20 protein-coding genes are annotated in these 24,557 nt (G+C 72.6%); 12 read left to right on the top strand and 8 right to left on the bottom strand.

The annotated features are described in order from the left end of the window. The first annotated feature begins 106 nt into the window (after window positions 1-106). The 3 genes from J3P32_RS02465 (at window position 107) to J3P32_RS02455 (ending at window position 8,389) form a co-directional block, all read left to right on the top strand. Window positions 107-6,523, top strand: coding sequence for a ThuA domain-containing protein (locus J3P32_RS02465; protein ID WP_246850470.1), 6,417 nt, complete (start codon window positions 107-109; stop codon window positions 6,521-6,523). A 309-nt stretch (window positions 6,524-6,832) separates the two neighbouring features. Further along, a complete protein-coding gene (locus tag J3P32_RS02460; RefSeq protein WP_210438277.1) occupies window positions 6,833-7,840 on the top strand; it encodes a sugar phosphate isomerase/epimerase family protein in 1,008 nt (335 codons plus the stop codon). A gap of 12 nt (window positions 7,841-7,852) precedes the next feature. Beyond that, a complete protein-coding gene (locus J3P32_RS02455; RefSeq protein ID WP_210438276.1) occupies window positions 7,853-8,389 on the top strand; it encodes a copper resistance CopC family protein in 537 nt (178 codons plus the stop codon). Between the two features lie 5 nt (window positions 8,390-8,394). Here the strand turns inward: J3P32_RS02455 and J3P32_RS02450 are convergent, their stop codons facing one another. The 4 genes from J3P32_RS02450 to J3P32_RS02435 are packed head-to-tail and all read right to left on the bottom strand — an operon-like array spanning window position 8,395 to window position 11,850. Further along, window positions 8,395-8,802: a universal stress protein gene (locus J3P32_RS02450; protein WP_210438275.1), complete on the bottom strand. Its 408-nt coding sequence runs from the start codon at window positions 8,800-8,802 to the stop codon at window positions 8,395-8,397. Further along, a complete protein-coding gene (locus tag J3P32_RS02445; RefSeq protein ID WP_210438274.1) occupies window positions 8,799-10,349 on the bottom strand; it encodes a tripartite tricarboxylate transporter permease in 1,551 nt (516 codons plus the stop codon). The genes J3P32_RS02450 and J3P32_RS02445 overlap by 4 nt, the downstream gene beginning before the upstream one ends. Further along, window positions 10,349-10,885, bottom strand: coding sequence for a tripartite tricarboxylate transporter TctB family protein (locus J3P32_RS02440; RefSeq protein ID WP_307861563.1), 537 nt, complete (start codon window positions 10,883-10,885; stop codon window positions 10,349-10,351). The genes J3P32_RS02445 and J3P32_RS02440 overlap by 1 nt, the downstream gene beginning before the upstream one ends. Beyond that, entirely contained in the window at window positions 10,882-11,850 is a 969-nt protein-coding gene (locus tag J3P32_RS02435) for a Bug family tripartite tricarboxylate transporter substrate binding protein (protein WP_307861562.1), read from the bottom strand. Before J3P32_RS02435 ends, J3P32_RS02440 begins: the two co-directional genes overlap by 4 nt. Window positions 11,851-12,023: 173 nt before the next feature. Here J3P32_RS02435 and J3P32_RS02430 point away from each other — a divergent pair, with 173 nt between their 5' ends. The 4 genes from J3P32_RS02430 (at window position 12,024) to J3P32_RS02415 (ending at window position 16,383) form a co-directional block, all read left to right on the top strand. Beyond that, the gene (locus tag J3P32_RS02430) at window positions 12,024-13,646 is read left to right on the top strand and encodes a sensor histidine kinase (RefSeq protein WP_210438272.1); all 1,623 of its coding nucleotides are present in this window, start codon (window positions 12,024-12,026) and stop codon (window positions 13,644-13,646) included. Further along, entirely contained in the window at window positions 13,643-14,329 is a 687-nt protein-coding gene (locus tag J3P32_RS02425) for a response regulator (RefSeq protein WP_210438271.1), read from the top strand. Before J3P32_RS02430 ends, J3P32_RS02425 begins: the two co-directional genes overlap by 4 nt. Before the next feature lie 73 nt (window positions 14,330-14,402). Then, window positions 14,403-15,899 (top strand): AlkA N-terminal domain-containing protein, encoded by a 1,497-nt coding sequence (locus J3P32_RS02420; protein ID WP_210438270.1) that lies wholly within the window; start codon window positions 14,403-14,405, stop codon window positions 15,897-15,899. 1 nt (window position 15,900) lies between these two features. Continuing rightward, on the top strand, window positions 15,901-16,383 hold the full coding sequence (locus J3P32_RS02415; protein ID WP_210438269.1) for a methylated-DNA--[protein]-cysteine S-methyltransferase: 483 nt from the start codon (window positions 15,901-15,903) through the stop codon (window positions 16,381-16,383). A 136-nt stretch (window positions 16,384-16,519) separates the two neighbouring features. Here J3P32_RS02415 and J3P32_RS02410 read toward each other — a convergent pair whose 3' ends face one another. Continuing rightward, window positions 16,520-17,107 (bottom strand): TIGR03086 family metal-binding protein, encoded by a 588-nt coding sequence (locus J3P32_RS02410; RefSeq protein WP_210438268.1) that lies wholly within the window; start codon window positions 17,105-17,107, stop codon window positions 16,520-16,522. Window positions 17,108-17,165: 58 nt separating this feature from the next. Further along, window positions 17,166-17,888 carry an IclR family transcriptional regulator gene (locus tag J3P32_RS02405; RefSeq protein ID WP_090972091.1) on the bottom strand — a complete coding sequence of 241 codons (723 nt, stop codon included), beginning with the start codon at window positions 17,886-17,888 and terminating at the stop codon, window positions 17,166-17,168. A 79-nt stretch (window positions 17,889-17,967) separates the two neighbouring features. Between J3P32_RS02405 and leuC the strand changes: the two genes are divergently transcribed. The 3 genes from leuC to J3P32_RS02390 all read left to right on the top strand — a co-directional run bounded on the left by leuC (window position 17,968) and on the right by J3P32_RS02390 (window position 20,810). Further along, window positions 17,968-19,377 carry a 3-isopropylmalate dehydratase large subunit gene (gene leuC / locus J3P32_RS02400; protein WP_210438267.1) on the top strand — a complete coding sequence of 470 codons (1,410 nt, stop codon included), beginning with the start codon at window positions 17,968-17,970 and terminating at the stop codon, window positions 19,375-19,377. Between the two features lie 29 nt (window positions 19,378-19,406). Beyond that, on the top strand, window positions 19,407-20,006 hold the full coding sequence (gene leuD, locus J3P32_RS02395) for a 3-isopropylmalate dehydratase small subunit (RefSeq protein ID WP_210438266.1): 600 nt from the start codon (window positions 19,407-19,409) through the stop codon (window positions 20,004-20,006). A 114-nt stretch (window positions 20,007-20,120) separates the two neighbouring features. Next, window positions 20,121-20,810 (top strand): HU family DNA-binding protein, encoded by a 690-nt coding sequence (locus tag J3P32_RS02390; protein WP_210438265.1) that lies wholly within the window; start codon window positions 20,121-20,123, stop codon window positions 20,808-20,810. Between the two features lie 41 nt (window positions 20,811-20,851). Here the strand turns inward: J3P32_RS02390 and cofC are convergent, their stop codons facing one another. After that, complete coding sequence (gene cofC / locus J3P32_RS02385; RefSeq protein ID WP_210438264.1) at window positions 20,852-21,520, bottom strand: 2-phospho-L-lactate guanylyltransferase; 669 nt, start codon at window positions 21,518-21,520, stop codon at window positions 20,852-20,854. A gap of 98 nt (window positions 21,521-21,618) precedes the next feature. Between cofC and J3P32_RS02380 the strand changes: the two genes are divergently transcribed. Further along, window positions 21,619-22,416 (top strand): lysophospholipid acyltransferase family protein, encoded by a 798-nt coding sequence (locus tag J3P32_RS02380; RefSeq protein WP_307861561.1) that lies wholly within the window; start codon window positions 21,619-21,621, stop codon window positions 22,414-22,416. Then, a complete protein-coding gene (locus J3P32_RS02375) occupies window positions 22,413-23,414 on the top strand; it encodes an NAD(P)H-dependent glycerol-3-phosphate dehydrogenase (RefSeq protein ID WP_210438263.1) in 1,002 nt (333 codons plus the stop codon). Before J3P32_RS02380 ends, J3P32_RS02375 begins: the two co-directional genes overlap by 4 nt. 21 nt (window positions 23,415-23,435) lie before the next feature. On the opposite strand, the gene J3P32_RS02370 is transcribed toward J3P32_RS02375, so the two are convergent. After that, on the bottom strand, window positions 23,436-24,542 hold the full coding sequence (locus J3P32_RS02370; RefSeq protein ID WP_210438262.1) for a trans-sulfuration enzyme family protein: 1,107 nt from the start codon (window positions 24,540-24,542) through the stop codon (window positions 23,436-23,438). Window positions 24,543-24,557: the final 15 nt, after the last annotated feature.

Below are 24,557 nucleotides of genomic sequence, written 5' to 3'. Positions count from 1 at the left end.
CGGGGCCGAACCCGCCGGGAGGTGACCGCACCACCAGGGGCCGAACGCCCGGGGACCCGCCCCGGAACCGATGGAGCGCACGTCCATCACCAGAGAAGGGATCGTGATGAACAGACTCATCACGCAGCTGCAGGGTCGATCCCGTGCAGCCCTCGGATCCACCATGGCCATGCTCGTGGCGCTGCCCCTCGGGGCGACGCTCGGGCTCTCGGCCGCCCCGGCCGGCGCCGCCGTGCCGGACAGGCCGACGAAGGAGGCCTCCTCCTCCGAGAAGCGCCAGCCGGAGCAGGACGTCATCGGCGAGGCGACGCCCTGGACCGCACCCTCAGCGGCCGCGTCCGCGGCGGCGGCCGCGGAGGAGTCGTTCGACGCGCTCCTGTTCTCCAAGACCGCCGCGTTCCGCCACTCCAACATCGACGAGGCGACCACCGCCATCCAGGCCCTGGCGGCCGACAACAACTTCACGGTGACCGCGACCGAGGACAGCGCCGCCTTCACCGACGCGAACCTCGAGCAGTACGAGGTCGTCATCTTCCTGTCGACGACCGGCGACGTGCTCAACTCCTCCCAGCAGGCCGCCTTCGAGCGCTACATCCAGGCGGGCGGCGGCTACGCCGGCATCCACGCGGCGTCCGACACCGAGTACGACTGGCCCTGGTACGGCCAGCTCGTGGGCGCCTACTTCAACAACCACCCGCCCGGCACGCCCACCGCGACCGTGAAGGTCGAGGACCACGCCCACGCGTCCACCGCGGGCATCGCTCCGCGCTGGCAGCGCACCGACGAGTGGTACAACTTCCGCACCAACCCGGCCAACCCCCGCGAGAAGCTGCACGTGCTCGCCTCCCTCGACGAGACGACCTACACGCCCGGCAACGGCGCGATGGGTGCCGAACACCCCATCGCCTGGTGCCAGGACTACGACGGCGGCCGGAGCTGGTACACCGGCATGGGCCACACCGAGGCGTCCTTCGTCGACCCGACCTTCCTCGAGCACATCCTCGGTGGCATCCAGACCGCCGCGGGCGTCGTGGACTCCGACTGCAAGGCGACGCTGCCCTCGAGCTTCGAGAAGGTCGCGCTCGACGAGAACACCTCGAACCCGATGGAACTCGACATCGCCGACGACGGCCGGGTCTTCTACATCGACCGCAACGGCGCCGTGCGCATCATCAAGCCCAACGGCAACGTGGTGACCGCCGGCACGATCCCCGTCTACACCGGCCAGGAGTTCGGCCTGCTCGGGATCGCGCTCGACCCCGACTTCGCCACCAACAACTGGGTCTACCTCTACTACTCCCCGCAGGGCACCACGCCGACCGACCGCATCGCGCGCTACACGATGTCGGGCGACACGCTGCAGCTCGGCACCGCCGTGACGATCCTCGACGTGCCGACGCAGCGCGACCAGTGCTGCCACGCGGGCGGGTCCATGGAGTTCGACAACGACGGCAACCTCTACCTCGCGACCGGTGACAACACCAACCCGTTCGACTCCGGTGGCTACACGCCCATCGACGAGCGACCGAACCGCAGCGCCTGGGACGCCCAGCGCACCTCGGCCAACACCAACAGCCTCAACGGCAAGGTCCTCCGCATCCGGCCCAAGGCCGACGGCGGCTACACCATCCCGGCCGGCAACCTCTTCGACGAGTCCACCGACACCCAGCAGAAGACCCGTCCCGAGATCTACGCCATGGGCTTCCGCAACCCGTTCCGCATCGGCCTCGACGAGCAGAACAACAACATCCTCGTCGCCGACTACGGTCCGGACGCCGGCTCCGTGAGCGCCACCCGCGGGCCCAACGGCCGCGTGGAGTGGAACGTCCTCGACGAGCCGGGCAACTACGGCTGGCCGTACTGCGTGGGCAACAACACGCCGTACAACGACTACAACTTCGCCAGCAGCACGGCCGGTGCGACGTTCGACTGCGCCGCGCCCGTCAACGACTCGCCCAACAACACGGGCCTGACCAACCTGCCCGCAGCCAAGGCCGCCACCATGTGGCAGAGCAACAACGCCTCGATCACCGGCACCCCGGAGATCGGTGCGAGCGGTGCGCCGATGACCTCGGGCACCTACAGCTACGACCCGGAGCTGGAGTCCGACCGCAAGTGGCCGGCGTACTTCGACCGCAAGGCGGTCTGGGCCGACTGGAACAACAACCGCCTGTTCACGGTGCAGATGAACCAGGACGGCACGGGCTACACCGACCTCAACCGCTTCCTGGCCCCGCTGCAGATGCGGCGCCCGCACGCGCTGCAGTTCGGTCCCGACGGTGCCCTCTACATGATCGAGTGGGGCAGCGGCTTCAACGGCGACAACACCGACTCCGGCATCTACCGGATCGACTACGTCGAGGGAAACCGTGCACCGGTCGCCCGGGCCACGGCCGACAAGACGTCGGGCCCGGCGCCGCTGACCGTCCAGTTCGACGGCGCGGCGTCCTTCGACCCCGACACCGGTGACGCGACCGGCCTCACCTACTCGTGGGACTTCGACGGCGACGGCACCGCCGACGCCGCGACCGCGAAGGGCTCGTACACCTACCCGCAGGCCGGCAACTACACCGCGCGGCTGACCGTGACGGACGTCGACGGACGCAGCGGCACGACCAACCTCTCCATCACGGTGGGCAACACCGCCCCGACGGTGAAGCTGGTCCTGCCGAAGAACGGCGGGTTCTTCGACTTCGACGACCACGTCGCGTACGAGGTCCAGGTCACCGACCCCGAGGACGGCACGATCGACTGCAGCAAGGTCGTCGTGCAGCCCGGCCTGGGCCACGACCAGCACTCGCACGACTACGAGCAGTACAACGGCTGCTCGGGCACGCTGGCGCTCCCCGGCGACACCGGCCACTCCGGCGCGAACATCTTCGGCACCATCAAGGCCACCTACACCGACAAGGGCAACGGCGTCGCCGGCGCGCTGACCGGTGTCGACGGCGTGGTCCTGCACACCAAGCACAAGGAGGTCGAGTTCTTCGACCGGACCGGTCGCACGGGCAGCAACACCACCGGGCAGGCGGGCGTCGCGACGCAGACGACCACCGACGCCGGTGGCGGCCAGAACGTGACGGGCGTCGAGACGGGTGACTGGTTCGCGTGGGACGTCATGAACCTGACCGGCATCAGCGGCGTCACCATGCGGGCCGCGTCGACCACGGCCGGTGCCACGTTCGAGGTCCGGCAGGGCTCGCCGACCGGCACCGCGATCGGCACGCTGGCGATCCCCAACACCGGCGGCGCGCAGACCTACCAGAACGTCTCCACGACGTTCACCGGCGCGACCACCACGAGCCAGGCGCTCTACGTCGTCGCCACCACCGGTGGCGCCAACGTCAACTGGCTCGAGTTCAACGGTCGCGGTGTCACCGACAACAAGCCGCCGACCGTCGCCATCTCCGCCAGCACCACCAACGGCGAGGCGCCGCTGCCGGTGAGCTTCACCAGCACGGTGAGCGACTCGGAGAACGACGTCCCGCTGACCTACGCGTGGAAGTTCGGTGACGGCACCACCTCCACGCAGGCCAACCCGAGCCACACCTACGCCACGCCCGGCACGTACGTCGTCGAGCTCACGGTGACGGACGCGCGGGGAGCCAGGACGACCAGGACCTTGGAGGTCACGGTCAGGAGGCAGTCCGACATGTGCTTCAGCGGTCGTTCCGACGACTTCCTGGGCACCGAGCTCGACACCACCCGGTGGAACCGGAACGTCAGGGTCAACCAGGCACTGACGGTGGCCGACGGGATGCTCACCATCCCGATCACCGCGACCGACATCTACCAGGGCACCAACACCGCGCCGAACATCGTCCTGCAGGACCTGCCGGCCGGCGCCTTCGAGGTGACGACCAAGGTGACGCTGCCCGCGACGAAGGGCTACCAGCAGGGTGGCCTGATCGTCTACGGCGACGACAACAACTACCTGAAGCTGGTCTACTCGGGCCGCTCCACCGCCACCAACGGCGACAAGGCGGCCAACGTCATCCAGTTCGCCAAGGAGACCAACGGGACGGCATCGGAGTCCAACTCCGCCAACCTGGGGGCGGCCTTCCCCGACACCGTCTACCTGAGGATGTCGAGCACGGATGGCAGCACGGTGACCCCGTCGTACAGCACCGACGGCGACACCTGGCTCCCGATCACCCTGTCGAACGGCACCACTGCCGCTGCGCGCAACCTGTCGGGCATCACCGCCCCGAAGGTCGGCCTGCTGGCCCTGGGCAGCACCGCGGCCTCGGCCACGCCCGCCATCAACGCGCAGTTCGACTACTTCACCATCACCCCGGACGACACGGCCGTGCCGTGCCCCCAGCCGTGCTTCGTCGAGGACTTCAACGGCCAGTCGTTGACCTCCCCGCCGTGGACGGTCGTGCGGCCGAGCGGGAACCTCACGGTCTCCGGCGGCTCGGTGAAGATCCCGATGGAGGGGACCGACCTCTACCAGACCACGAACACCGCTCGTGACCTGGTGCTGACGGACCTCCCGGACGGCCCGTTCGTCGCGACCACCAAGGTCAGCGCGCCGATCAACCGCCAGTACCAGTCGGCGGGGCTGCTGGTCTACGGGGACGACGACAACTACCTCAAGCACGTCTTCCAGGGACGCAGCGCGGACCCGAACGCGGCGTCCAACATCGTCCAGACGGCGCGGGAGACCGCAGGCACCGCCGTCGAGACCAACACGTCCGGGCTGGGAGCCACCTCCCCCAGCACGGTCTGGCTGAGGCTGACGAGCGAGGACGGCGAGCAGGTCCTCGGCAGCTACAGCACCGACGGCGAGACGTGGACAACCATGTCGGGCGGCTACAGCCTGGCCGGCATCGCGAACCCGCGGATCGGCCTGCTGTCCGCCGCCAACCAGGCAGCCGGGGCAGGCATCACCGCCAGCTTCGACTTCTTCACCCTCGGTGAGGACGACACCTGCGAGCCCGGTGGCGGTCTCACCGACACCACGGCGCCGACGACGACGCTCAGCATCCCGGGTGCCACCGGCCAGGCCGGCTGGTACACCACGCGTCCGTCGTTCACGCTCGCGGCCGCCGACGAGACGGGCGGGTCGGGCGTCGCCTCGACCGAGTACCGGATCGCCGGAGGTGCCTGGACGCCCTACACCGCGGCCGTGCCGGTCACGGGTGAGGGCGAGCGCCTGGTCGAGTACCGCTCGACCGACGCAGCCGGCAACACCGAGGCGACGAAGTCGCTCACGGTGAAGGTCGACACGGTCGCCCCGACCGCGACGATCACCGTCCCCTCGGCCACGGGCCGGGACGGGTGGCACACCACGCGTCCGTCGGTCACGCTGGCCGCGGCCGACGGTGCGGCCGGGTCGGGCGTCGCCGCGATCGAGTACCGCATCGGCACAGGCGCATGGACGCCGTACACCCTCGCGGTCCCCGTCACCGGTGAGGGCGAGCGCCTGGTCGAGTACCGCTCGACCGACGCAGCGGGCAACGTCGAGACCACGCGGTCGCAGACCGTCAAGGTCGACACGGCGCCGCCCGTCGTCACCACCGCGGAGACCGGCAGCACCACCAAGACGGTCACGCTGACCGCCGCCGACGCCACCTCCGGCGTGGCGGGCATCGAGTACCGCATCGGCGACGACGCGTCGTGGAGCGACTACGCCACGCCGCTCGTGCTCGACGAGCCGGGGACGCACCTCGTCCGCTACCGCGCCGCCGACGAGGCGGGCAACACCGTGGGCGGCCAGCTCGAGGTCGTGGTCAGCGAGCCGGGCGAGCCCGTCGAGCCGGCCAAGCCGACGGTCAGCCTGACCACGGCTCCCGCCGCGGCCAACGGCCGGGCCGGGTGGTTCACCGGTCCGGTCACCGTCTCCCTCGCGGGGGCAGGCGGCCAGGGCGAGGTCGGCCTGGAGTACCGCATCGGCGGCAACGGTGCCTGGACGGCGTACACCGCGCCGTTCAAGGTCAGCACCGACGGTGTCACGCTCGTCCAGGCGCGGGCCACCGACGCGGCCGGCACCACGTCGGCGGTCGGGACGCTCACCGTGAAGATCGACGCCACGGCACCGACGGTCGCCGTCAGCGGCATCGCCGACGGGGCCACGTTCGACGCGGCGGCGGTGCGGACGGCGGTCGTCACCCTCGGTGACGCCACGTCCGGGACGGCGGAGAGCGTCGTGCGGCTCGACGGCGCGGTGGTCGGCTCGCCGGCCCGCCTCGACGCGATGTCGCTCGGCGCCGGTACGCACCGGCTGGAGGTGGCCGTCCTCGACGAGGCCGGCAACCAGACGACGCGCACCCTCACCTTCACGGTGGTCGCGTCCTTCGGCTCCGGCAAGCGCCTCGTCGACAGGCTCGACGACGAGGGCTCGGTCGGCCCGAAGCTGGCGAAGAAGCTCAAGAAGGAGCTGAGGATCGCCAGGAAGGCCGGTTCGCAGAAGGCCGTCAAGGCGCTCAAGCGCTTCGAGAGGCTGGCGAAGCGTGTGGAGGACGAAGAAGCACGCACCGCCCTGCAGCACCTGGCGCGCGCCATGAAGGCGCAGCTCTAGGCGCGGGGCGAGGAACGTCCGCAGTGGTGGACCCGGCCGCGTGGCACCGCGAGGTGCCGCACCCGACCGTGACGCAGGTTCGGCCCTGGGTCACGGGAGGGGGCCGGGTCCACCGCCCGGGCGCCGGGTGGCACCGCGAGGTGCCGCCCACGCGGCCGGTGGCGGGACAGCGCGCTCCGTCCCGGCACCGGCCGCACCCGCCGGCACGACCCACCGCACCAGGCCGCACGACTGCACCACCCAGCACCAGCAGTACCCAGCAGCACCCAGCAGCACCCCTCCACCCCACCGAGAGACCTAGGAGCACCGATGACCCGCCCGATCACCCTGTTCACCGGCCAGTGGGCCGACCTGCCGTTCGAGGAGGTGTGCCGGCTCGCATCGGGCTGGGGCTACGACGGCCTCGAGCTCGCCTGCTGGGGTGACCACTTCGACCCGTGGGCGGCCGTCGAGGACGACTCCTACGTCCCGGCGAAGCTCGAGATGCTGAAGAAGCACGACCTCCAGGTGTTCGCGATCAGCAACCACCTCAAGGGCCAGGCCGTCTGCGACGACCCGATCGACGAGCGCCACCGCGGGATCCTGCCCGACAGGATCTGGGGCGACGGCGACGCCGAGGGCGTGCGCCGGCGTGCGGCCGAGGAGATGAAGACGACCGCCCGGGCGGCGCGCAGGCTCGGCGTCGACGTCGTCGTCGGCTTCACCGGATCCTCGATCTGGAAGTACGTCGCGATGTTCCCGCCAGCCTCGCAGGACCTCGTCGATGCGGGCTACCAGGACTTCGCCGACCGCTGGAACCCCATCCTCGACGTGTTCGACAGCGAGGGCGTGCGGTTCGCCCACGAGGTGCACCCGTCCGAGATCGCCTACGACTACTGGACGACGGTGGCGGCGCTGGAGGCGATCGGGCACCGCGAGGCCTTCGGCCTCAACTGGGACCCCTCCCACTTCGTCTGGCAGGACCTCGACCCCGTCGGCTTCCTCTGGGACTTCAAGGACCGCATCTACCACGTCGACTGCAAGGACGCGAAGAAGCAGGTCGGCAATGGCCGCAACGGCCGGATGGGCTCGCACCTGGCGTGGGCCGACCCGCGCCGGGGCTGGGACTTCGTGTCCACCGGGCACGGCGACGTCCCGTGGGAGGCGTCGTTCCGGATGCTCAACACGATCGGCTACGACGGCCCCATCTCGGTGGAGTGGGAGGACGCCGGCATGGACCGCCTCGTCGGGGCGCCCGAGGCGCTCGAGTTCGTCCGCCGGCTGGCCTTCGACGCCCCGTCCGCCGCGTTCGACGCCGCCTTCTCGACGCAGTCCTGAAGCGCGACGACGATGCCCACCCGTCCCGGCGCCGGGGCCGCTGCCCTCGCGGTGCTCGCCGCGCTCGCGGTGCCGCTCGGGTGGGCACCGGTCGCCCCGGCGGCCGCGCACGACGAGCTGCTCACCTCCGACCCGTCGCAGTCCGGTGTCGTCGACGTCCTCCCGTCACGGGCGGTCCTCACCTTCACCGGCCCGGTGAGCGAGGTGCACGACGTGAGCGTCACCGGACCCGACGGCAGCGTCGTCAACGGCGAGCCGACGTCGGTCGGGACGGAGGTGCGCCAGAACCTCTGGGCCGGCCCCGACGGCGCCTACACCATGACCTACGAGGTCGTCTCGGCCGACGGGCACGAGATCACCGGCGAGGTCCAGTTCCAGGTGGGTGCGGGCGCCGAGCCCGGGGTGGACGAGGCGTCCGCACCCACCTCCGCCGAGGCCGGCGAGGACGACGGGCTCGGCGGCGTGCTGCTGCCGGGGGCCGTCGTCCTCGCGGGCGGTGCCGTCGCCCTCGTGCTGTGGCACCGGCGCCGTGCCGTCGCCGGCTCCTGAGCTGGTCAGGACGCCGGCTTCACCGCCAGCACCGCGCACTCCGCGCCGAGCAGCACGCGCTGCGCCACGCTGCCCATGAGCAGCTTGCCGACGGGGGAGCGGCGGCGCAGGCCGATCACGATGAGGTCGGCGCCCACGTCGGCAGCCACCTCGAGGACCTGGTCGCCGACGTCGGCGCCCATCGAGCGGCGTACGTCGACGTCCACCCCGCTGTCGGCCAGCTCGCCGGCCAGACGGGCCAGCTGGTCCTCGTCGGCGTACCGCTCGTCGACGAGCGCGTCGCCGCGCGTCGCGTTGACCACCACGACGCGGCCCGCGCGCAACCGCGCCTCCTCGGTGCCGCGCGCCAGCGCGGCCGCCCCGAACTCGTCGGGCGTCCAGCCCACCACGATCGTCGTCACCCGGTCGTTCATCGCACCTTCTCCTCGTCGTCGGCGTGCCCGGCGATGCCCTCGTCCACGGCGACCGCGGCCGGTGCAGGACGCACCCGGCGGACCACCAGCGGCGCGACCACGGCGATCGCCACGACCACGTAGATCACCACCGCGAGCGGCTCGCTCCACAGCGCGGACACCTCCCCGCCGGAGATGGCCATCGCCTCGCGCAGCCGGTACTCCATGAGCGGCCCCAGGATCACCCCGAGGATCAACGGCAGGACGGGCAGCCCAAATCGCCGCATCAGGAGCCCGAGCAGCCCGAGCAGCAGGAGCAGGAACAGGTCGAACGCCTGCAGGTTGGCGGCGTAGGCGCCGAGCGCCGCGAAGAACAAGATGCCGGCGTAGAGCTGCGGCCGCGGGATCTGGAGGAGCCTCGCCCACACCGGTGCCAGCGGCAGGTTGAGCACGAGCAGCAGCACGTTGCCGATGAGCAGGCTGGCCAGGAGGGCCCAGACCAGCTCGGGCTGGTCGGTCATCAGGCCGGGACCCGGCTCGATGCCGTAGCCCTGGAGGGCGGCGAGCATCACCGCGGAGGTCGCGGTGACCGGCAGCCCGAGTGCGAGCAGCGGCACGAACGTGCCGGCGGCGGAGGCGTTGTTGGCGGCCTCCGGACCGGCGACGCCCTCGATGGCGCCCCGCCCGAACTCGTCGCGGCCCTTGCGGGCGGCGATCCGCTTCTCCGTGACGTAGGAGAGGAACGTCGGGATCTCCGCGCCACCGGCGGGCAGCGCCCCGAACGGGAAGCCGTAGGCGGTGCCGCGCAGCCACGGGCCCCACGACCGCCTGACGTCGTCGCCGCTCATCCACGGTCGACCGACCGGGACCACGTGCGCCGGGGTGCGGCGCAGGTGCGCCGCCACCCACAACGCCTCGCCGAGGGCGAAGATGCCGACCGCGACCACGACGACGTCGATCCGCTCCGCCAGCAGCGGCTGGTCGAAGCTCAGCCGGGTCTGGCCGGTGTTGAGGTCGAGGCCGACCAGGCCGATCGTCAGGCCGAGGAAGAGGGCGATGAAGCCGCGCAGCGGCGAGCCGCCGAGCACGCTCGTCACCATGATCATCGCGAGCACCATCAGCGCGAAGTAGGAGGGAGCGCCGATCTCCACGGCCACCGACGCGAGCGCGGGGGCGAAGAACACGACCAGCAGCGTGCCGACCGTGCCGGCGACGAAGGAGCCGATCGCAGCGGTGGCGAGCGCCTGGGCGGCTCGTCCCGCGCGGGCCATCAGGTTGCCCTCGAGCGCGGTCATCACCGACGCCGACTCGCCGGGGGTGTTCAGCAGGATCGCGGTCGTCGACCCGCCGTACATGCCGCCGTAGTAGATGCCGGCGAACATGATGAACGCCGAGATCGGCTCGAGGCCGTAGGTGACGGGCAGCAGCAGCGCGACCGCCATGGCCGGGCCGATGCCGGGAAGGACGCCGACGAAGGTGCCCAGCAGCACGCCGATGACGGCGTACAGCAGGTTCTCCGGGGTGAGGACGGCACCGAAGCCGTCCGCGAGCAGGCCGAGGTTGTCCATCACAGCACCCCGTCCAGGATCCCGGCCGGGAGGATGACGCCCAGGCCCTCGTGGAAGAAGTACCAGCTGGCGACCGACAGCACGAGGCCGACGATCACGTCGCGCACCAGGGTGCGGCTGCCCAGCGACCACGCCGAGCCGACGAAGAGCAGTGCGCCGCTGACGGCCCAGCCGAGGAACGAGATCGTCAGCACGGTGAAGAGCAGCACGCCGACCAGCTTGAGGACGGTGACCCAGTCGGCGGGCTGGCGCAGGTCGACGTCCTCGCCGCCCTCGCCCTCGGGCACGTCGCCGCGGAGGGTGGCGAGCACGAGCAGCAGGCCGAGCACGACCGTCACGGCGCCGATGACGTAGGGGAACAGGCGCGGTCCGACGGGGTCGCCGAACCCGACCCGGAGGGTCGTCGCGTCGTAGAGGGTGTAGCCGCCGACCACGACCAGGAGCGCGGCGAGGCCGAGCTGGGCGAGGTCGCGGTCGGGACCGTCGGTGGTCCCGGACGCGGCCGGGGTCGTGGGGGTGTCCAGTGGTGTGCTCACAGCAGGTCCAGCTCCTCGAGGGTGGTGGCGACGCGCTCGTCCTGCTCCTGGAGGAACGCGGTGAACTCGTCGCCGGTCTTGAATTCGTCGATCCAGCCGTTGTCCTCGAGGGCCTGCTGCCACTCGGGGGTCTCGTGCATCTCCTCGAGCATCGAGATGAGCTCGTCGCGGCGCTCCTCGCTGATGCCGGGGGGCGCGAAGATCCCGCGCCAGTTGGTGAACACGAGGTCGATGCCCGACTCCTGCAGAGTGGGGGCCTCGCGGACGCCCTCGCCCTCGAGCCGCTCCTCGCCCGAGACGGCGAGCAGGCGCAGCCTGCCCTCCGACAGCGGTCCCTCGAACTCGCCGACACCGGAGAACCCGACGTCGATCTTGCCGCCGAGCAGGGCGGTAGTCAGCGGGCCGCCCCCGTCGTAGGGCACGTAGCGCACGTCGCGGGCGTCGATGTCGAGGGCGGTGGCGAGCTGCATCGGGAAGAGGTGGTCGGGGCCGCCGGGGGAGGAGCCGCCGCCGACGACGATCGAGCCGGGGTCGTCCTGCCAGGCTGCCGCCAGGTCCCCGATCGTCTCGTAGGGCGAGTCCGCGGGGACGAGCACGCCCTCCTGGTCCTCGATCACCTGGGCGATCGGCGTCGCGTCCTGAAGCTTGTAGGGAGCGCCGAAGGAGTAGAGCGACCCCACCACGCCGAGGCCGGCGGTCATCATGGTCCGCTCGTCGCCCTCGGCGTTCATCAGCCGGGTCATGGCGACCGAGCCGCCGGCGCCGATCACGTTGGTCACCTCGAACGACCCGCCGGTGATGTCCGACTCCTCCATCACCGCGATCGCGGTGCGGCCGGTCGTGTCGTAGCCGCCGCCCGGGCTGTTGGGGATCAGCATCGTCATGTCGTCGCTCTGCGGGCCCCGGGTGACCCCGCACCCCGTCGCGAGCAGCAGCGCGCCGGCGAGGGCCACGACGGTGGCCACCGGCCGACTCGTCCTGGGACGCAGCATGTGCACTCCGATCTCTGTCAGTGTCTCCCGCGTCCCCACGGTCGTCGTGGGTCCGCGCGGCCGGCGCCGACGCGACCGACCCCCACGATGGTGGAGACTTCCTGTGGCGCCCGTCACGCTTGGGTAAGCAATGGAGGTTGTGGAACTTGTGGTCACGCTCGCGGTGGTGGCCGGCGACGCTCGCCGGCCAGTTCCTGGTGCTGCAGCTCTCGGTGCTCCTCGCCGTGGTCGCGGTGGCGAGCGTGGTGTCGGTGCAGCAGAGCGACGCCGACTTCCGCGAGACGAGGGGCGCCCGGCTGCGGGCCGAGGCCGAGTCGATGGCCAACATCCGGCTCGTGCGCAAGGCCTACATCCGCGACGACGTCGTCGGCAACCGCGTGTCGCTGACGTCGTACACCCAGCGCGTGCGCAACAACCTCCAGGCCAGCGGGGTCTACCTCACGGACCCCACCGGGGTGGTGCAGGTGAGCAGCGACTTCGTCGGTCGCGGGCAGCGGGTCGACCTCGGTTCGAGCACGGTGCAGCAGGGGCGGCCGTGGACCGGTGACGTCGACGACTTCGGCGAGCGCGCCATCGCCGCGCACGTGCCGGTGCTCGACAACCAGGGCGACCTCGTCGGCATCTCCGTCGTCACCCAGTCCTACCCGTCCTTGGCCGAGCGGGCCCGGGGCGTGCTGCCCGACCTGCTCACCTTCGCCGGGCTCGGGCTGGGCCTCGGAGCGGCGGGCTCCTTCCTGCTCTCGCGCCTGATCCGCCGGCGTACGCGCGGGCTGGAGCCGGCGGCCATCGCGGCCCTCGCCGACCAGCGCGAGGCCCTGCTGCACTCGATCCGCGAAGGAGTGGTGGCCGTCGCCGAGGACGGCACGGTCACGGTGCTCAGCGACAGTGCCCGCGAGCTGATCGGCCTCGACCCGGGTCCGGCGGGGGACGTCGTGGGCCGGAACGTCGACGAGCTCGACCTCGACGCGGCCGTCCGCGACCTGCTCGCCGACGACGCGGAGATCCGCGACCACGTCGTGGTGCTGGCCGATCGCGTGCTGGTCGTCAACCGCAACCCGGTCGTCGAGGGCAGCCGGAGGGTGGCCTCGGTCACCACCCTGCGCGACCGCACCGAGCTGCTCGCCCTGCAGAGCGAGCTGAGCGCGCGCGAGTCGATCACCAACACGCTGCGCGCCCAGACCCACGAGTTCCACAACCAGCTCCACACGATCTCCGGCCTGGTGCAGCTCGGCGAGTACGACGAGGTGTCGCGGCTCGTGGGCACGCTCAGCCGGCGTCGCGCGGAGATCTCCGACGCGGTCACCGCTCGGGTCGAGGACCCGGCGGTCGCGGCCCTGCTCATCGCGAAGACCAGCCTCGCCTCCGAGCGTGGCGTGGAGCTGCGGGTGACCGACGGGAGCGACCTGCCGCGCCTGGACCCCGAGTCGTCCACCGACGTGGGCACGGTGCTCGGCAACCTCGTCGACAACGCCGTCGACGCATCGGTGTCGGTCGGCGGCACCGCCGTCGAGGTCGAGCTCGGGCTCGACGACGGCGCCGTGCGGCTCGCCGTCGCCGACACCGGGCCGGGCGTGCCGAGCGAGGTCCTGAGCGAGATCTTCCGCCGGGGCTGGACCTCGAAGGCGCCGACCGTGGAGGGCCGGGGTGTCGGGCTGGCGCTGGTGCAGGTCGTCTGCGAACGTCGGGGCGGCGAGGTGGTGGTGCGTGCCGGGGCCGACGGCACGGGCGCCGTGTTCGAGGCCCGGTTGCCAGGGGTGGAGGTCGGATGAGCGAGGTCACGGTCCTCGTCGTCGACGACGACTTCATGGTGGCGCGCATCCACACCCAGTTCGTCGAGCGGACCGAGGGCTTCCGCGTGGTCGGCGTGGCCAGCAGCGGGCGCGCTGCGCTGGACGACGTCGCGCGCCTGCGTCCCGACCTGGTGCTGCTCGACGTGCACCTGCCCGACATCTCCGGCATCGACGTGCTGCGCCGGCTGCGGGCCGACGGCGACGACGTCGGCGTCCTGGTGGTCACGGCCGCCCGCGAGGCCGACACCGTGCGCGCCGCGGCCTCCGGGGGAGCGGTGCACTACCTCGTCAAGCCCTTCGACTACGACGACCTGCGTGTGCGGCTGGAGTCGTTCCGCGCCGCGCACCAGGCGCACCAGGCCCTGTCCGGGTCGCCCGCTCCGGGCCAGCAGGACATCGACGCCGTCTTCGGCGCGACCCCCGCCCCGGCGACGGTCGCGGCGCTGCCCAAGGGGCTGAGCCCGCAGACCGCAGACGCCGTGGCGGCGGCACTGACGCAGGCCGGTGAGCTCTCGGCGGCCGAGTGCGCCGACCTCGTCGGCATCTCGCGGGTCTCCGCACGGCGCTACCTCGAGCACTTCGTGGCGGTCGGACTGGTCTCGGTGCGACTGCAGTACGGCGGCGGCGGGCGGCCGGAGCGGCGCTACCGGCGGGCCGCCTGAGGGGCGCCCTGCTCGTCGCCGCCGTGTCCGTTTTCCGCTGGTGCGCGGTCGTGGCGCGCCCCAGACTGGTGCCATGATACCGACCGGGCACCTCGACGCCGACGCCTGCTACCGGGCCGTGCAGAGTCGGGACCGCCGCTTCGACGGCGTCTTCTACACCGCGGTGCGCACGACCGGGATCTACTGCCGGCCCTCCTGCCCCGCGCGTACCCCGGCCGCCGGCAACGTGACCTTCCACGCCACCGCGGCCAGCGCCCACGCCGCCGGCTACCGCGCCTGCAAGCGGTGCCTGCCCGACGCCACCCCGGGCAGCCCCGAGTGGGACGTCGCGGCCGACGTCGCCGGACGCGCGATGCGGCTGATCTCCGACGGCCTCGTCGACCGGGAGGGCGTGGCCGGACTGGCGCGCCGGGTGGGCTACACGCCGCGGCACCTCGGCCGCCTGCTCGTGCGGGAGCTCGGTGCCACGCCCCTCTCCCTGGCCCGCGCCCGCCGCGCCCAGAGCGCGCGGGTGCTGATCGAGACCACCGACCTGCCGCTGACCGACGTGGCCTTCGCGGCCGGGTTCGCCAGCGTGCGCCAGTTCAACGAGACGTTGCGCGAGATCTACGCAGCCTCCCCGACCGAGCTCCGCGGCCGCCGGGCCGGTGTGCGCAGCGCGGGCGTGGTGACGATGCGGCTCCCGGTGCGGACGCCGTTCGCCGGTCGGCGGATGCTCGACTTCCTGGCCCACCACCTCGTCGCGGGCGTCGAGGCGGCCGGTCCGGGCTGGTACGCACGCACCCTCGACCTCCCGCACGCCCCCGGCACCGTGCGCCTCCACCTCTCCGACCTGCCCGCCGGGCAGCCGGCCGACCGACCCGGCGGCGGCACGGGCGCCGTCACCGCGGAGTTCCGGCTCGGGGACCTGCGCGACACCGCCGCCGCGAGCGAGCGCGTACGCCGCCTGCTCGACGCCGACTGCGACCCCGTCGCCGTCGACGGGCACCTCGGCGCCGACCCGGCGCTCGCCCACCTGGTCCGGGCCACCCCCGGCCTGCGGGTGCCCGGCCAGGTCGACGGGGACGAGACGGCGATCCGCACGGTCATCGGCCAGCAGGTGAGCGTCGCCGGGGCCCGCACCGTCGCGGGCCGCCTGGTGGCCGAGCACGGCCGTCGGGTGACGACCGACGTCCCGGGCCTCACCCACCTGTTCCCGGACGCCGCCTCCCTCGCCGACGCCGACCCCGGCCGGCTCCCGATGCCGCGGGCGCGCGGTCGTGCCCTCGTCGGGCTCGCGGCCGCCCTCGCCGACGGGACGGTCCTGCTCGACCGGGGACCGGACCGCGACGACGTACGACGTGCGCTGCTCGCGCTGCCCGGGATCGGACCGTGGACCGCCGACTACGTCGCGATGCGGGCGCTCGGGCATCCTGACGTCTTCCTGCCGACCGACCTGGCGGTTCGCCGGGTGCTGGCCGGCCTCGGCGGCGACGCCGACCCCGACCGGTGGCGCCCGTGGCGGTCCTACGCACTGATGCACCTCTGGAACACCCTGATGCCCCCCACCCCCGCGACGGAGGAGAACTGACATGTGGACCGTGATGCCCTCACCGGTCGGCGACCTGCGCATCGTGGAGCGGGACGGCGCGATCGTGGCGATCGAGTTCTCCCCGTTCCGCCCGCCGGCGGACGGCCGGCCGCTCGGCGCGCGCACCGACGACGACCCGGTGCTGGTCGAGGCGGTGCGCCAGCTGACGGCGTACTTCGCCCGGGAGCGCACCGGCTTCGAGCTGCCGCTGGCGCCGGTCGGCACCGACTTCCAGCGACGGGTGTGGACCCAGCTGGCGACCATCGGCTACGGGGAGACCGCGTCCTACGGCGAGATCGCGGGCCGCCTCGGGATGACCAACGCCGCCTCACGCGCCGTCGGGCTGGCCAACGGCCGCAACCCGATCCCGATCGTCGTGCCGTGCCACCGCGTCATCGGCGCCAACGGCACGCTGACCGGGTACGCCGGCGGGCTGCAGCGCAAGCAGCAGCTGCTCGAGCTCGAGCAGGACGCCCTCTTCTGAGACGCTGCGCGCAGCCGCGGTGGTCGCGAGGTCGGCTTCAAGGGCTCGAACGCGGCGAGGCTGACGAGGACGGCGATGACGTGCTCCACGGCTCCACCGTCCCCCCGCCGGGTGCCCGACCCACCCGTACGCGTGCTCAGGTCGGGCGAGGCCACTGCGGGTCGCGGCCCGAGCCGGCCAGCACGCGGTCGAAGCGGGAGGTGCCGGGACCGACCGTGACGGCCGGGCCGAACATCCCGGGCGTGCCGCTCTCGTCGAAGCCCTCGATGAACGCCAGGAGGGCGCCCGCGGTCGCGTCGTCGCAGCCGTAGCTCTGCCCCGTGGCGCGGGCGAGGTCCCAGCCGTGCAGGACGATCTCGTCGAGCGCCACCAGACCGCAGACCTCGCCGGGGAGGTCGACGCCGCCTGCCCGCGTCATGCCCTCCCACGCCGCCGGGTCGCGCCAGGCCGCCACCAGGGCGGGGATGCGCTCGGCGAGCGTCTGGCGCCAGCCGGGCTCGGCCTGGGGCCAGTCGTCGCCGTCGGGCGGGGTGTCGGTCCACGGGCCGAGGTCCTTCTCGGCCGCGGCGCGGAACGCCAGCGTCAACCCGACGAGGTGCTGCAGCAGCTGGCCGACGGTCCGCCCCTCGCAGGGCGTCGCTGCGTCGAGCTGGTCGTCGCGGACGTCGACGACCACGTCGGCGAGCTGCTCGCCGGCCGGCGCGAGGTCCACGAGGTCTGCCATGGCACCACCCTGCCGGATCGCGGCGGCGGTGAGAAGGCCGACGCCGCCTGCTCCCCGGCTACTCCGACGCCGCGCGGCGCAGCGACTCCGAGAGCCGGTCGGCGGCGGCGAGCACGGCGGGTGCGTGCATCCGGCCGGGCTGGCGCGAGAGCCGCTCGAGCGGACCGGAGACCGACACCGCGGCGATGACCTTGCCGCCGGGGGAGCGCACGGGGGCGGACACGGACGCCACGCCCTGCTCGCGCTCGCCGACCGACTGCGACCAGCCGCGCCGGCGAATGCCGGAGAGCGCGGTGGCGGAGAAGGCGGCGTTCTGGAGGCCCCGGTGCATCCGCTCGGGGTCCTCCCAGGCGAGGAGGATCTGCGCGGCGGACCCGGCGTTCATGGTGAGCTGCGACCCGACCGGGATCGTGTCCCGCAGGCCGGAGGGCCGCTCGGCCGCGGCGACGCACACGCGGTGCTCGCCCTGGCGGCGCCACAGCTGAGCCGACTCGCCGGTGATGTCGCGGAGCCGGGCCAGGACCGGGCCGGCCGCGGCGAGCAGGCGGTCCTCTCCCGCAGCGGCGGACAGCTCGGCCAGGCGGGGGCCGAGGACGAAGCGGCCCTGCATGTCGCGGGCGACGAGACGGTGGTGCTCGAGCGCGACCGCCAGGCGGTGCGCGGTGGGCCGGGCCAGGCCCGTGCCGGCCACCAGTCCGGCCAGCGTGGCCGGTCCGGCCTCGAGGGCGGCGAGCACGAGGGCGGCCTTGTCGAGGACGCCTACGCCAGATCCGTTGTCCATATGCCGATATTCTCATCTCAGGGAGTGGGATGCAAGCCGTAGGGTCGTCCTCACCGCACCAAGTGAAGGAGTTCGCAGCATGGGCAAGACCCTGTCCGAGAAGGTCTGGGACGAGCACGTCGTCCGGAGTGCCCCGGGAGAGCCCGACCTCCTCTACATCGACCTGCACCTCCTGCACGAGGTGACCTCGCCGCAGGCCTTCGACGGGCTCCGGCTCGCCAACCGCACCGTACGCCGCCCGGACCTCACCCTCGCGACCGAGGACCACAACGTCCCGACCGTGGACTGGGACAAGCCGATCGCCGACCCGGTGAGCCGCACCCAGGTCGAGACCCTGCGCAAGAACGCCGCTGACTTCGGCGTCCGCCTCCACCCGCTCGGTGACATCGAGCAGGGCATCGTCCACGTCGTCGGGCCGCAGCTCGGGCTCACCCAGCCCGGCATGACGATCGTGTGCGGCGACTCGCACACCTCCACCCACGGTGCGTTCGGCGCGATCGCGTTCGGCATCGGCACGTCCGAGGTCGAGCACGTCCTCGCGACCCAGACCCTGACCCAGGCGCGGCCCCGGACGATGGCGGTCACCGTCAACGGCAGCCTCCCCGAGGGCGTCACCGCCAAGGACCTCGTCCTGACCCTGATCGCGCACACCGGCACGGGCGGCGGGCAGGGCTACATCGTGGAGTACCGCGGCCAGGCCATCGAGGAGCTCTCGATGGAGGGCCGGATGACGGTGTGCAACATGTCGATCGAGTGGGGCGCGAAGGCCGGCCTGATCGCCCCCGACCAGACGACGTTCGACTACATCGAGGGCCGTCCCGAGGCGCCCACGGGAGCCGACTGGGACGCCGCCGTCGCCCACTGGAGGACGCTGCGCACCGACGACGACGCGGTGTTCGACAAGGAGATCGAGCTCGACGCCTCCACCATGACGCCGTTCGTCACCTGGGGCACCAACCCCGGCCAGGGCGCGCCGCTGGGTGCCAGCGTCCCGAGCCCCGACGACTTCGACGAGCCCACCGACAAGGTCGCGACCGAGAAGGCCCTGCAGTACATGGGGCTCGAGGCCGGCACCCCGCTGCGCGAGGTCAAGGTGGACACCGTCTTCGTCGGCTCCTGCACCAACGGCCGCATCGAGGACCTGCGCCTGGCCGCGTCCATCCTCGACGGCCGCCGGGTCGCCGCCGACACGCGGCTGCTGGTCGTGCCCGGCTCGGTGCGCGTACGCCTCCAGGCCGAGGCCGAGGGCCTCGACAAGGTCTTCACCGCCGCCGGTGCCGAGTGGCGCGGCGCCGGCTGCTCGATGTGCCTGGGCATGAACCCCGACCAGCTGGCCCCCGGCGAGCGCAGCGCATCGACGTCCAACCGCAACTTCGAGGGCCGGCAGGGCAAGGGCGGGCGCACGCACCTCGTCTCGGTGCCCGTCGCGGCCGCCACCGCGGTGCGCGGCACCCTCTCGTCCCCGGCCGACCTGGCGCCGATCGCCTGAGCCGTCAGCACCCCAAGGAGCCCCAGACGATGGACAAGTTCACCACCCACACCGGCGTCGGCGTGCCGCTGAAGCGCAGCAACGTCGACACCGACCAGATCATCCCGGCGGTCTACCTCAAGCGGGTGACGCGCACCGGCTTCGAGGACGGGCTGTTCGCCGCGTGGCGCAACGACCCCGCGTTCGTGCTCAACGACCCGACGTACGCGACCGGTTCGGTGCTCGTCGCCGGACCCGACTTCGGCACCGGCAGCTCCCGCGAGCACGCCGTCTGGGCCCTGCAGAACTACGGCTTCAAGGTCGTCGTCTCCTCCCGCTTCGCCGACATCTTCCGCGGCAACTCCGGCAAGGCCGGCCTGCTGGCGGCCCAGGTCGACGAGAAGGTCGTGCAGCGCCTGTGGGACTGGCTCGAGGACCACCCGGGCGGCGAGGTCACCGTCGACCTGGAGAGCCGCACGATCCGCGCCGGCGCCGGCGCGGACGCCGTCGAGGACTCCTTCGACATCGACGACTACACCCGCTGGCGCCTGCTGGAGGGCCTCGACGACATCGGGATCACGCTGGGGCACGACGCCGACATCGCCGCGTTCGAGGCGACGCGCCCGAGCTGGAAGCCCGTCACCGCTTGAATTTCCCCGTGAAACAAGGGCATCGGTGATTGTCCTCACCCTTCCATGTGCTTAGCGTGCCCTGCAGAGAGTCGGGCACGAGCTCGGCACCGGGGTTCATTGGAAGGGAAGCTAGTGAACAAGTCTGAGCTCATCGACGCGCTCGCTGCGCGTTACGAGGGGAACCGCAAGCAGGCGGCGTACGCACTGGAGTCGGTGCTCGACACCATCACGCGCGAGGTCGCGCGGGGCGAGAAGGTCGCCATGACCGGCTTCGGCTCGTTCGAGAAGGCCGTGCGCAACGCCCGCTGGGTCCGCAACCCGCAGACCGGCGAGCGGATCAAGTCCAAGAAGAAGTCGGTGCCGAAGTTCTCCCCGGGCAAGGAGCTGCGCGACGTCATCTCCGGTGCCAAGAAGCTGCCGCGGCTGACCGCTGCCACCATGCCCAAGCCCCCGGGCGTCCGCGCGGCCGCGGCCGCCGTCACCGGCGCGAGCGCCAAGAAGGCCGCCTCGAAGTCCTCCTCCTCGACGGCCACGTCGGGCACCTCCTCGACCTCGACCACGAAGAAGGCCGCTCCGGCCAAGAAGACCGCCGCCAAGAAGTCCTCCTCCTCATCCTCGTCGTCCTCCTCCTCGTCGTCGTCATCCTCGTCGACGAAGAAGGCGGCCTCGGCCAAGAAGTCGTCGTCGTCCTCGACCGCGAAGAAGACCGCTCCGGCCGAGAAGACGGCCGCCACCAAGACCGCCGCCAAGAAGGCCCCGGCCAAGAAGGCCCCGGCGAAGAAGGCCGCGGCGAAGAAGGCCGCGGCCAAGAAGTCGTCCTGAGCCGGCGGGCTGCGGGCCCGGCGGTCAGGAGCGAGGGCGGGTCACCCCGACGGGGTGGCCCGCCCTCGGCTCGCGTGCGAGGTGTGCGGGCCGACGCCCGCGGCGAGCGCGGCGTCCAGGTCGGCCAGGTCGTCGACGTCGGTGCGCACGCTGGTCGCGGTGGCGCCCACCTCGACCGCACCCGCCGCCTCGTGCCGCGCCGCGGACGCCGCGCCGAAGAGGGGGTCGAAGCGCTCGGCGGGAGCGGCGTACAGGGTCGTGCCGGCGCCGGAGGCGTCCCGCACGTACGCCGCCCGCCCGGCCTCCACCTGCGCGACGACCTCGCCCAGCACGCCGGCCAGCTCGACGGGACGCAGCCCCGGGAGGTCCGCGCACAGCGCGACGGGCACCGCGCCCGGCCAGCGGCGCACGGCCTCGGCGCAGCCCTGGACGAGGGTGGCGTTGAGGTCCTCGGTGGTGCCGTCGGGGATCACCTCGCAACCGAAGGCGCGCACGCGCGAGGCCAGCCGGAAGTCGTCGGTCACCACCAGGACGGCGTGCACGCCGGGGGTGGCGGCGACCGCCTGCACGGTGTCGAGCGCGAACGCCTCCGCCAGCGCGCGCCGCTCGTCGTCGTCGAGCCCGCTCAGGCGGGACTTGCCGAACGCGGGCGGCTTGACCGGGACGACGACCACGCAGCGGGGTCGGAGGGCCGGAGCGGGCTGGGACATCGTCTGGATCCTCCCATGTGGGACAGCGTGCCGGTGCAGCCCCCGCACCGGTGCGACCGAGTAGCCTGCTCGCGACCGTCGGATGGGAGGGGTGGGGCGTGCGCGTCAGGAAGCTGGAGCGGAAGCGCGGATGGGCCATGACCGTCGCCGCGAGCATCCTGAAGCCGACGCTGCTCGCAGCGACGTCGCGCACCTGGATCGACGGGGAGAAGATCCCCGCCTCCGGTGGCTGCATCATCGCGATCAACCACATCTCCCACATCGACCCGCTGGTCTCGGCGCACTTCGTCTACGACCACGGCCGGCTGCCGCGCTACCTCGCGAAGTCGGGGCTCTTCACGAACAAGTACCTCGGCGGCTTCCTCAGCTCCGCCGGGCAGATCCCGGTCGAGCGGCTCAGCCGCAACGCGGTGGGCGCCTACGACGCCGCCGTGCGGGCGATCACCGCCGGTGAGTGCATCGTGATCTACCCGGAGGGCACGCTGACCCGCGACCCGGACCTGTGGCCGATGAAGGGCAAGACCGGGGCGGCGCGCATCGCCCTCGCCACCGGGTGCCCCGTCATCCCCGTGGGGCAGTGGGGCGCGCAGGAGGTGCTGCCGCCGTACACCACCACGCCGCACCTGCTGCCGCGCAAGAACATCACCATGAAGGCCGGAGACCCGGTGCAGCTGGACGACCTGCTCGCGCTGCCGCCGACCCCGGAGGTCACGGCCCAGGCGACCGACCGCATCATGGCGGCCATCACCGGACTGGTGGAGGACCTCCGGGGCGCGACCGCCCCGGCCGAGCGGTACGACCCGCGCCGCAGCGGCGTGCGGGAGACCGGCAACCCCCGCGAGGAGTCCCGGACCCGCCCGAAGAACCAGCCCAGGACGAGGAAGCGCAGCCGATGACGAAGATCGCAGTGTTCAGCGCCGGCTCCTGGGGCACGGCCTTCTCCCTGGTCCTCGCCGACGCCGGCAACGAGGTGTCGCTGTGGGCGCGGCGCGACGAGGTCGTCGAGGCGGTCAACGACCGTCGCGAGAACACCGAGTACCTGCCGGGCGTCGAGCTGCCGCCGTCGATCACGGCCTCGACCGACCCTGAGCGGGTGGCCGCCGACGCCGACGTCGTCGTGCTCACCGTGCCGTCGCAGAGCCTGCGCGAGAACCTCACCACGTGGGCGCCGATCCTGCCGCGGCAGGCCACGCTGGTCTCGCTGATGAAGGGCGTGGAGCTCGGCTCCCTGATGCGGATGAGCGAGGTCATCCAGGAGGTGACCGACGCCCCCGCCGACCGCATCGCCGTGGTCAGCGGGCCCAACCTGGCGCGCGAGATCGCGCGCCGCGAGCCCGCGGCCTCGGTGGTGGCCTGCCTCGACGAGGAGCGGGCCAAGCACATCCAGGCCCTGACGCACGGGCCGTCGTGGCGGCCCTACACGTCGGTCGACGTGCTCGGCTGCGAGATCGGCGGCGCCTACAAGAACGTCGTCGGGATCGCCGTCGGCATGGCCGTCGGGCTCGGCTTCGGCGACAACACCACCGCCTCGGTGATCACCCGCGGTCTCGCGGAGACCGCCCGCCTGGCCACGGCGCAGGGCGCGAACCCGCTGACCCTGATGGGCCTGGCCGGCCTGGGCGACCTCGTCGCCACCTGCTCCTCGCCGCTGTCGCGCAACCGCACGTTCGGCGAGCGTCTCGGCCAGGGGATGACCACCGCGGAGATCTACGCCTCCACGCGCCAGGTCGCCGAGGGGGCCAAGTCCTGCAAGTCCCTGCTCGAGCTGGCGCGGCGCACCGGCGTGGACGCTCCGATCGCCGAGGCGGTCGACGCGGTCGTGGACGGCAGGATGACCGCGCACGACATGATGAACTCCTTCATCGCCCGCGACACCAAGCCCGAGCTGCACTGACGGCGCACGGGCCCGCTGCGCTCAGCCCACGCACCCGTCGAGGGCGGTGCGCAGGTCGTCCCAGAGGTCGTCGACGTCCTCGATCCCGACCGACAGGCGGACCAGCCCGTCGGGGATGGTCGCCGCCTCCGCCTTCCAGCGGCGGCGGCGCTCGAGGCTCGACTCCACGCCGCCGAGCGACGTGGCGTGGATCCACAGCCGGGTCTTGCGGCTGAGCAGGTCGGCCGCGACCTCGCCCTGCGCGAGGACGATGCTGACGATCCCGCCGAAGCCGGGGTAGCGGACCTCCGAGAGCGCGGGATGCTCGGCGAGGCGGCGGACGAGCTCCTCGGCGTTGGCCTGCGCCCGCTCGACCCGCAGGTGCAGGGTGCGCAGCCCCCGCAGCGTCAGCCACGCCTCGAACGGGCCGGGGATCGCGCCGACGAGGTCACGCCGGCCCTTCAGCACGCCGTGGAGCTCGTCGTCGCGGGTGACGATCGCGCCCATCTGCACGTCGGAGTGGCCGGCGAGGTACTTGGTGGCGGAGTGGACGACGAGGTCCACGCCGTCCTCGAGCGGCCGCTGGAGCAGGGGAGTGGCGAAGGTGTTGTCGACGACGACGTACGCCCCCGCCTCGTGCGCCGCCGCGGTGATCGTCGCGATGTCGGCGACCTCGAGCGCCGGGTTGGTGGGCGACTCCAGCCACACGAGCGCGGCCCCGTCGCACGCCGCGACCACCGCGTCGGTGTCCGTGACGTCGACGAGCTCCGTGCGGAGGCGACCGCGTGCCTCGAGGTCGCCGAGCTGCATGATCGTGCCGGTGTAGGCGTGCCTGGGCACGACGACCTTGCCGTCGGCCCCCACCAGGTCGAGCACCGTGGCGACCGCCGCGAGGCCCGACGCGAACGTCAGGCAGCGCCCGCCCTCGAGCGCGCCGAGCGCGTCCTCGAGCGCCGTCCACGTCGGGTTGCCGTAGCGGCCGTACTCCACCTCGCCACCCGCGACGTAGGTCGCGGCCATCGTGATCGGCGTGTTCAGCGGGGCGTCCGGGGTCCGCGCGGGGCGGCCGGCGGTGACGGCGATGGTGCTGGGCTTGAGCGCAGGTGTCGGGGAGGCGGGCGTCGGGGAGGCGGGCGAGTCCGTGGCCATGCGCGCCAGCGTAGG

Origin of the sequence: Nocardioides xinjiangensis (genome assembly GCF_017916385.1) — a bacterium.
Taxonomy (GTDB): domain Bacteria; phylum Actinomycetota; class Actinomycetes; order Propionibacteriales; family Nocardioidaceae; genus Nocardioides; species Nocardioides xinjiangensis.
This window is presented reverse-complemented; position numbering and strand designations above follow the sequence as displayed.

Bases quoted from the DNA above. Each gene is read 5' to 3' on its own strand.
- cofC (WP_210438264.1), bottom strand. From the start codon at position 21,520: ATGTCCCAGCCCGCTCCGGCCCTCCGACCCCGCTGCGTGGTCGTCGTC.
- leuD (WP_210438266.1), top strand. From the start codon at position 19,407: ATGGACAAGTTCACCACCCACACCGGCGTCGGCGTGCCGCTGAAGCGC.
- J3P32_RS02375 (WP_210438263.1), top strand. From the start codon at position 22,413: ATGACGAAGATCGCAGTGTTCAGCGCCGGCTCCTGGGGCACGGCCTTC.
- J3P32_RS02425 (WP_210438271.1), top strand. From the start codon at position 13,643: ATGAGCGAGGTCACGGTCCTCGTCGTCGACGACGACTTCATGGTGGCG.
- J3P32_RS02420 (WP_210438270.1), top strand. From the start codon at position 14,403: ATGATACCGACCGGGCACCTCGACGCCGACGCCTGCTACCGGGCCGTG.
- J3P32_RS02415 (WP_210438269.1), top strand. From the start codon at position 15,901: ATGTGGACCGTGATGCCCTCACCGGTCGGCGACCTGCGCATCGTGGAG.
- J3P32_RS02460 (WP_210438277.1), top strand. From the start codon at position 6,833: ATGACCCGCCCGATCACCCTGTTCACCGGCCAGTGGGCCGACCTGCCG.
- J3P32_RS02465 (WP_246850470.1), top strand. From the start codon at position 107: ATGAACAGACTCATCACGCAGCTGCAGGGTCGATCCCGTGCAGCCCTC.
- J3P32_RS02410 (WP_210438268.1), bottom strand. From the start codon at position 17,107: ATGGCAGACCTCGTGGACCTCGCGCCGGCCGGCGAGCAGCTCGCCGAC.
- leuC (WP_210438267.1), top strand. From the start codon at position 17,968: ATGGGCAAGACCCTGTCCGAGAAGGTCTGGGACGAGCACGTCGTCCGG.
- J3P32_RS02445 (WP_210438274.1), bottom strand. From the start codon at position 10,349: ATGGACAACCTCGGCCTGCTCGCGGACGGCTTCGGTGCCGTCCTCACC.
- J3P32_RS02370 (WP_210438262.1), bottom strand. From the start codon at position 24,542: ATGGCCACGGACTCGCCCGCCTCCCCGACGCCCGCCTCCCCGACACCT.
- J3P32_RS02455 (WP_210438276.1), top strand. From the start codon at position 7,853: ATGCCCACCCGTCCCGGCGCCGGGGCCGCTGCCCTCGCGGTGCTCGCC.
- J3P32_RS02405 (WP_090972091.1), bottom strand. From the start codon at position 17,888: ATGGACAACGGATCTGGCGTAGGCGTCCTCGACAAGGCCGCCCTCGTG.
- J3P32_RS02450 (WP_210438275.1), bottom strand. From the start codon at position 8,802: ATGAACGACCGGGTGACGACGATCGTGGTGGGCTGGACGCCCGACGAG.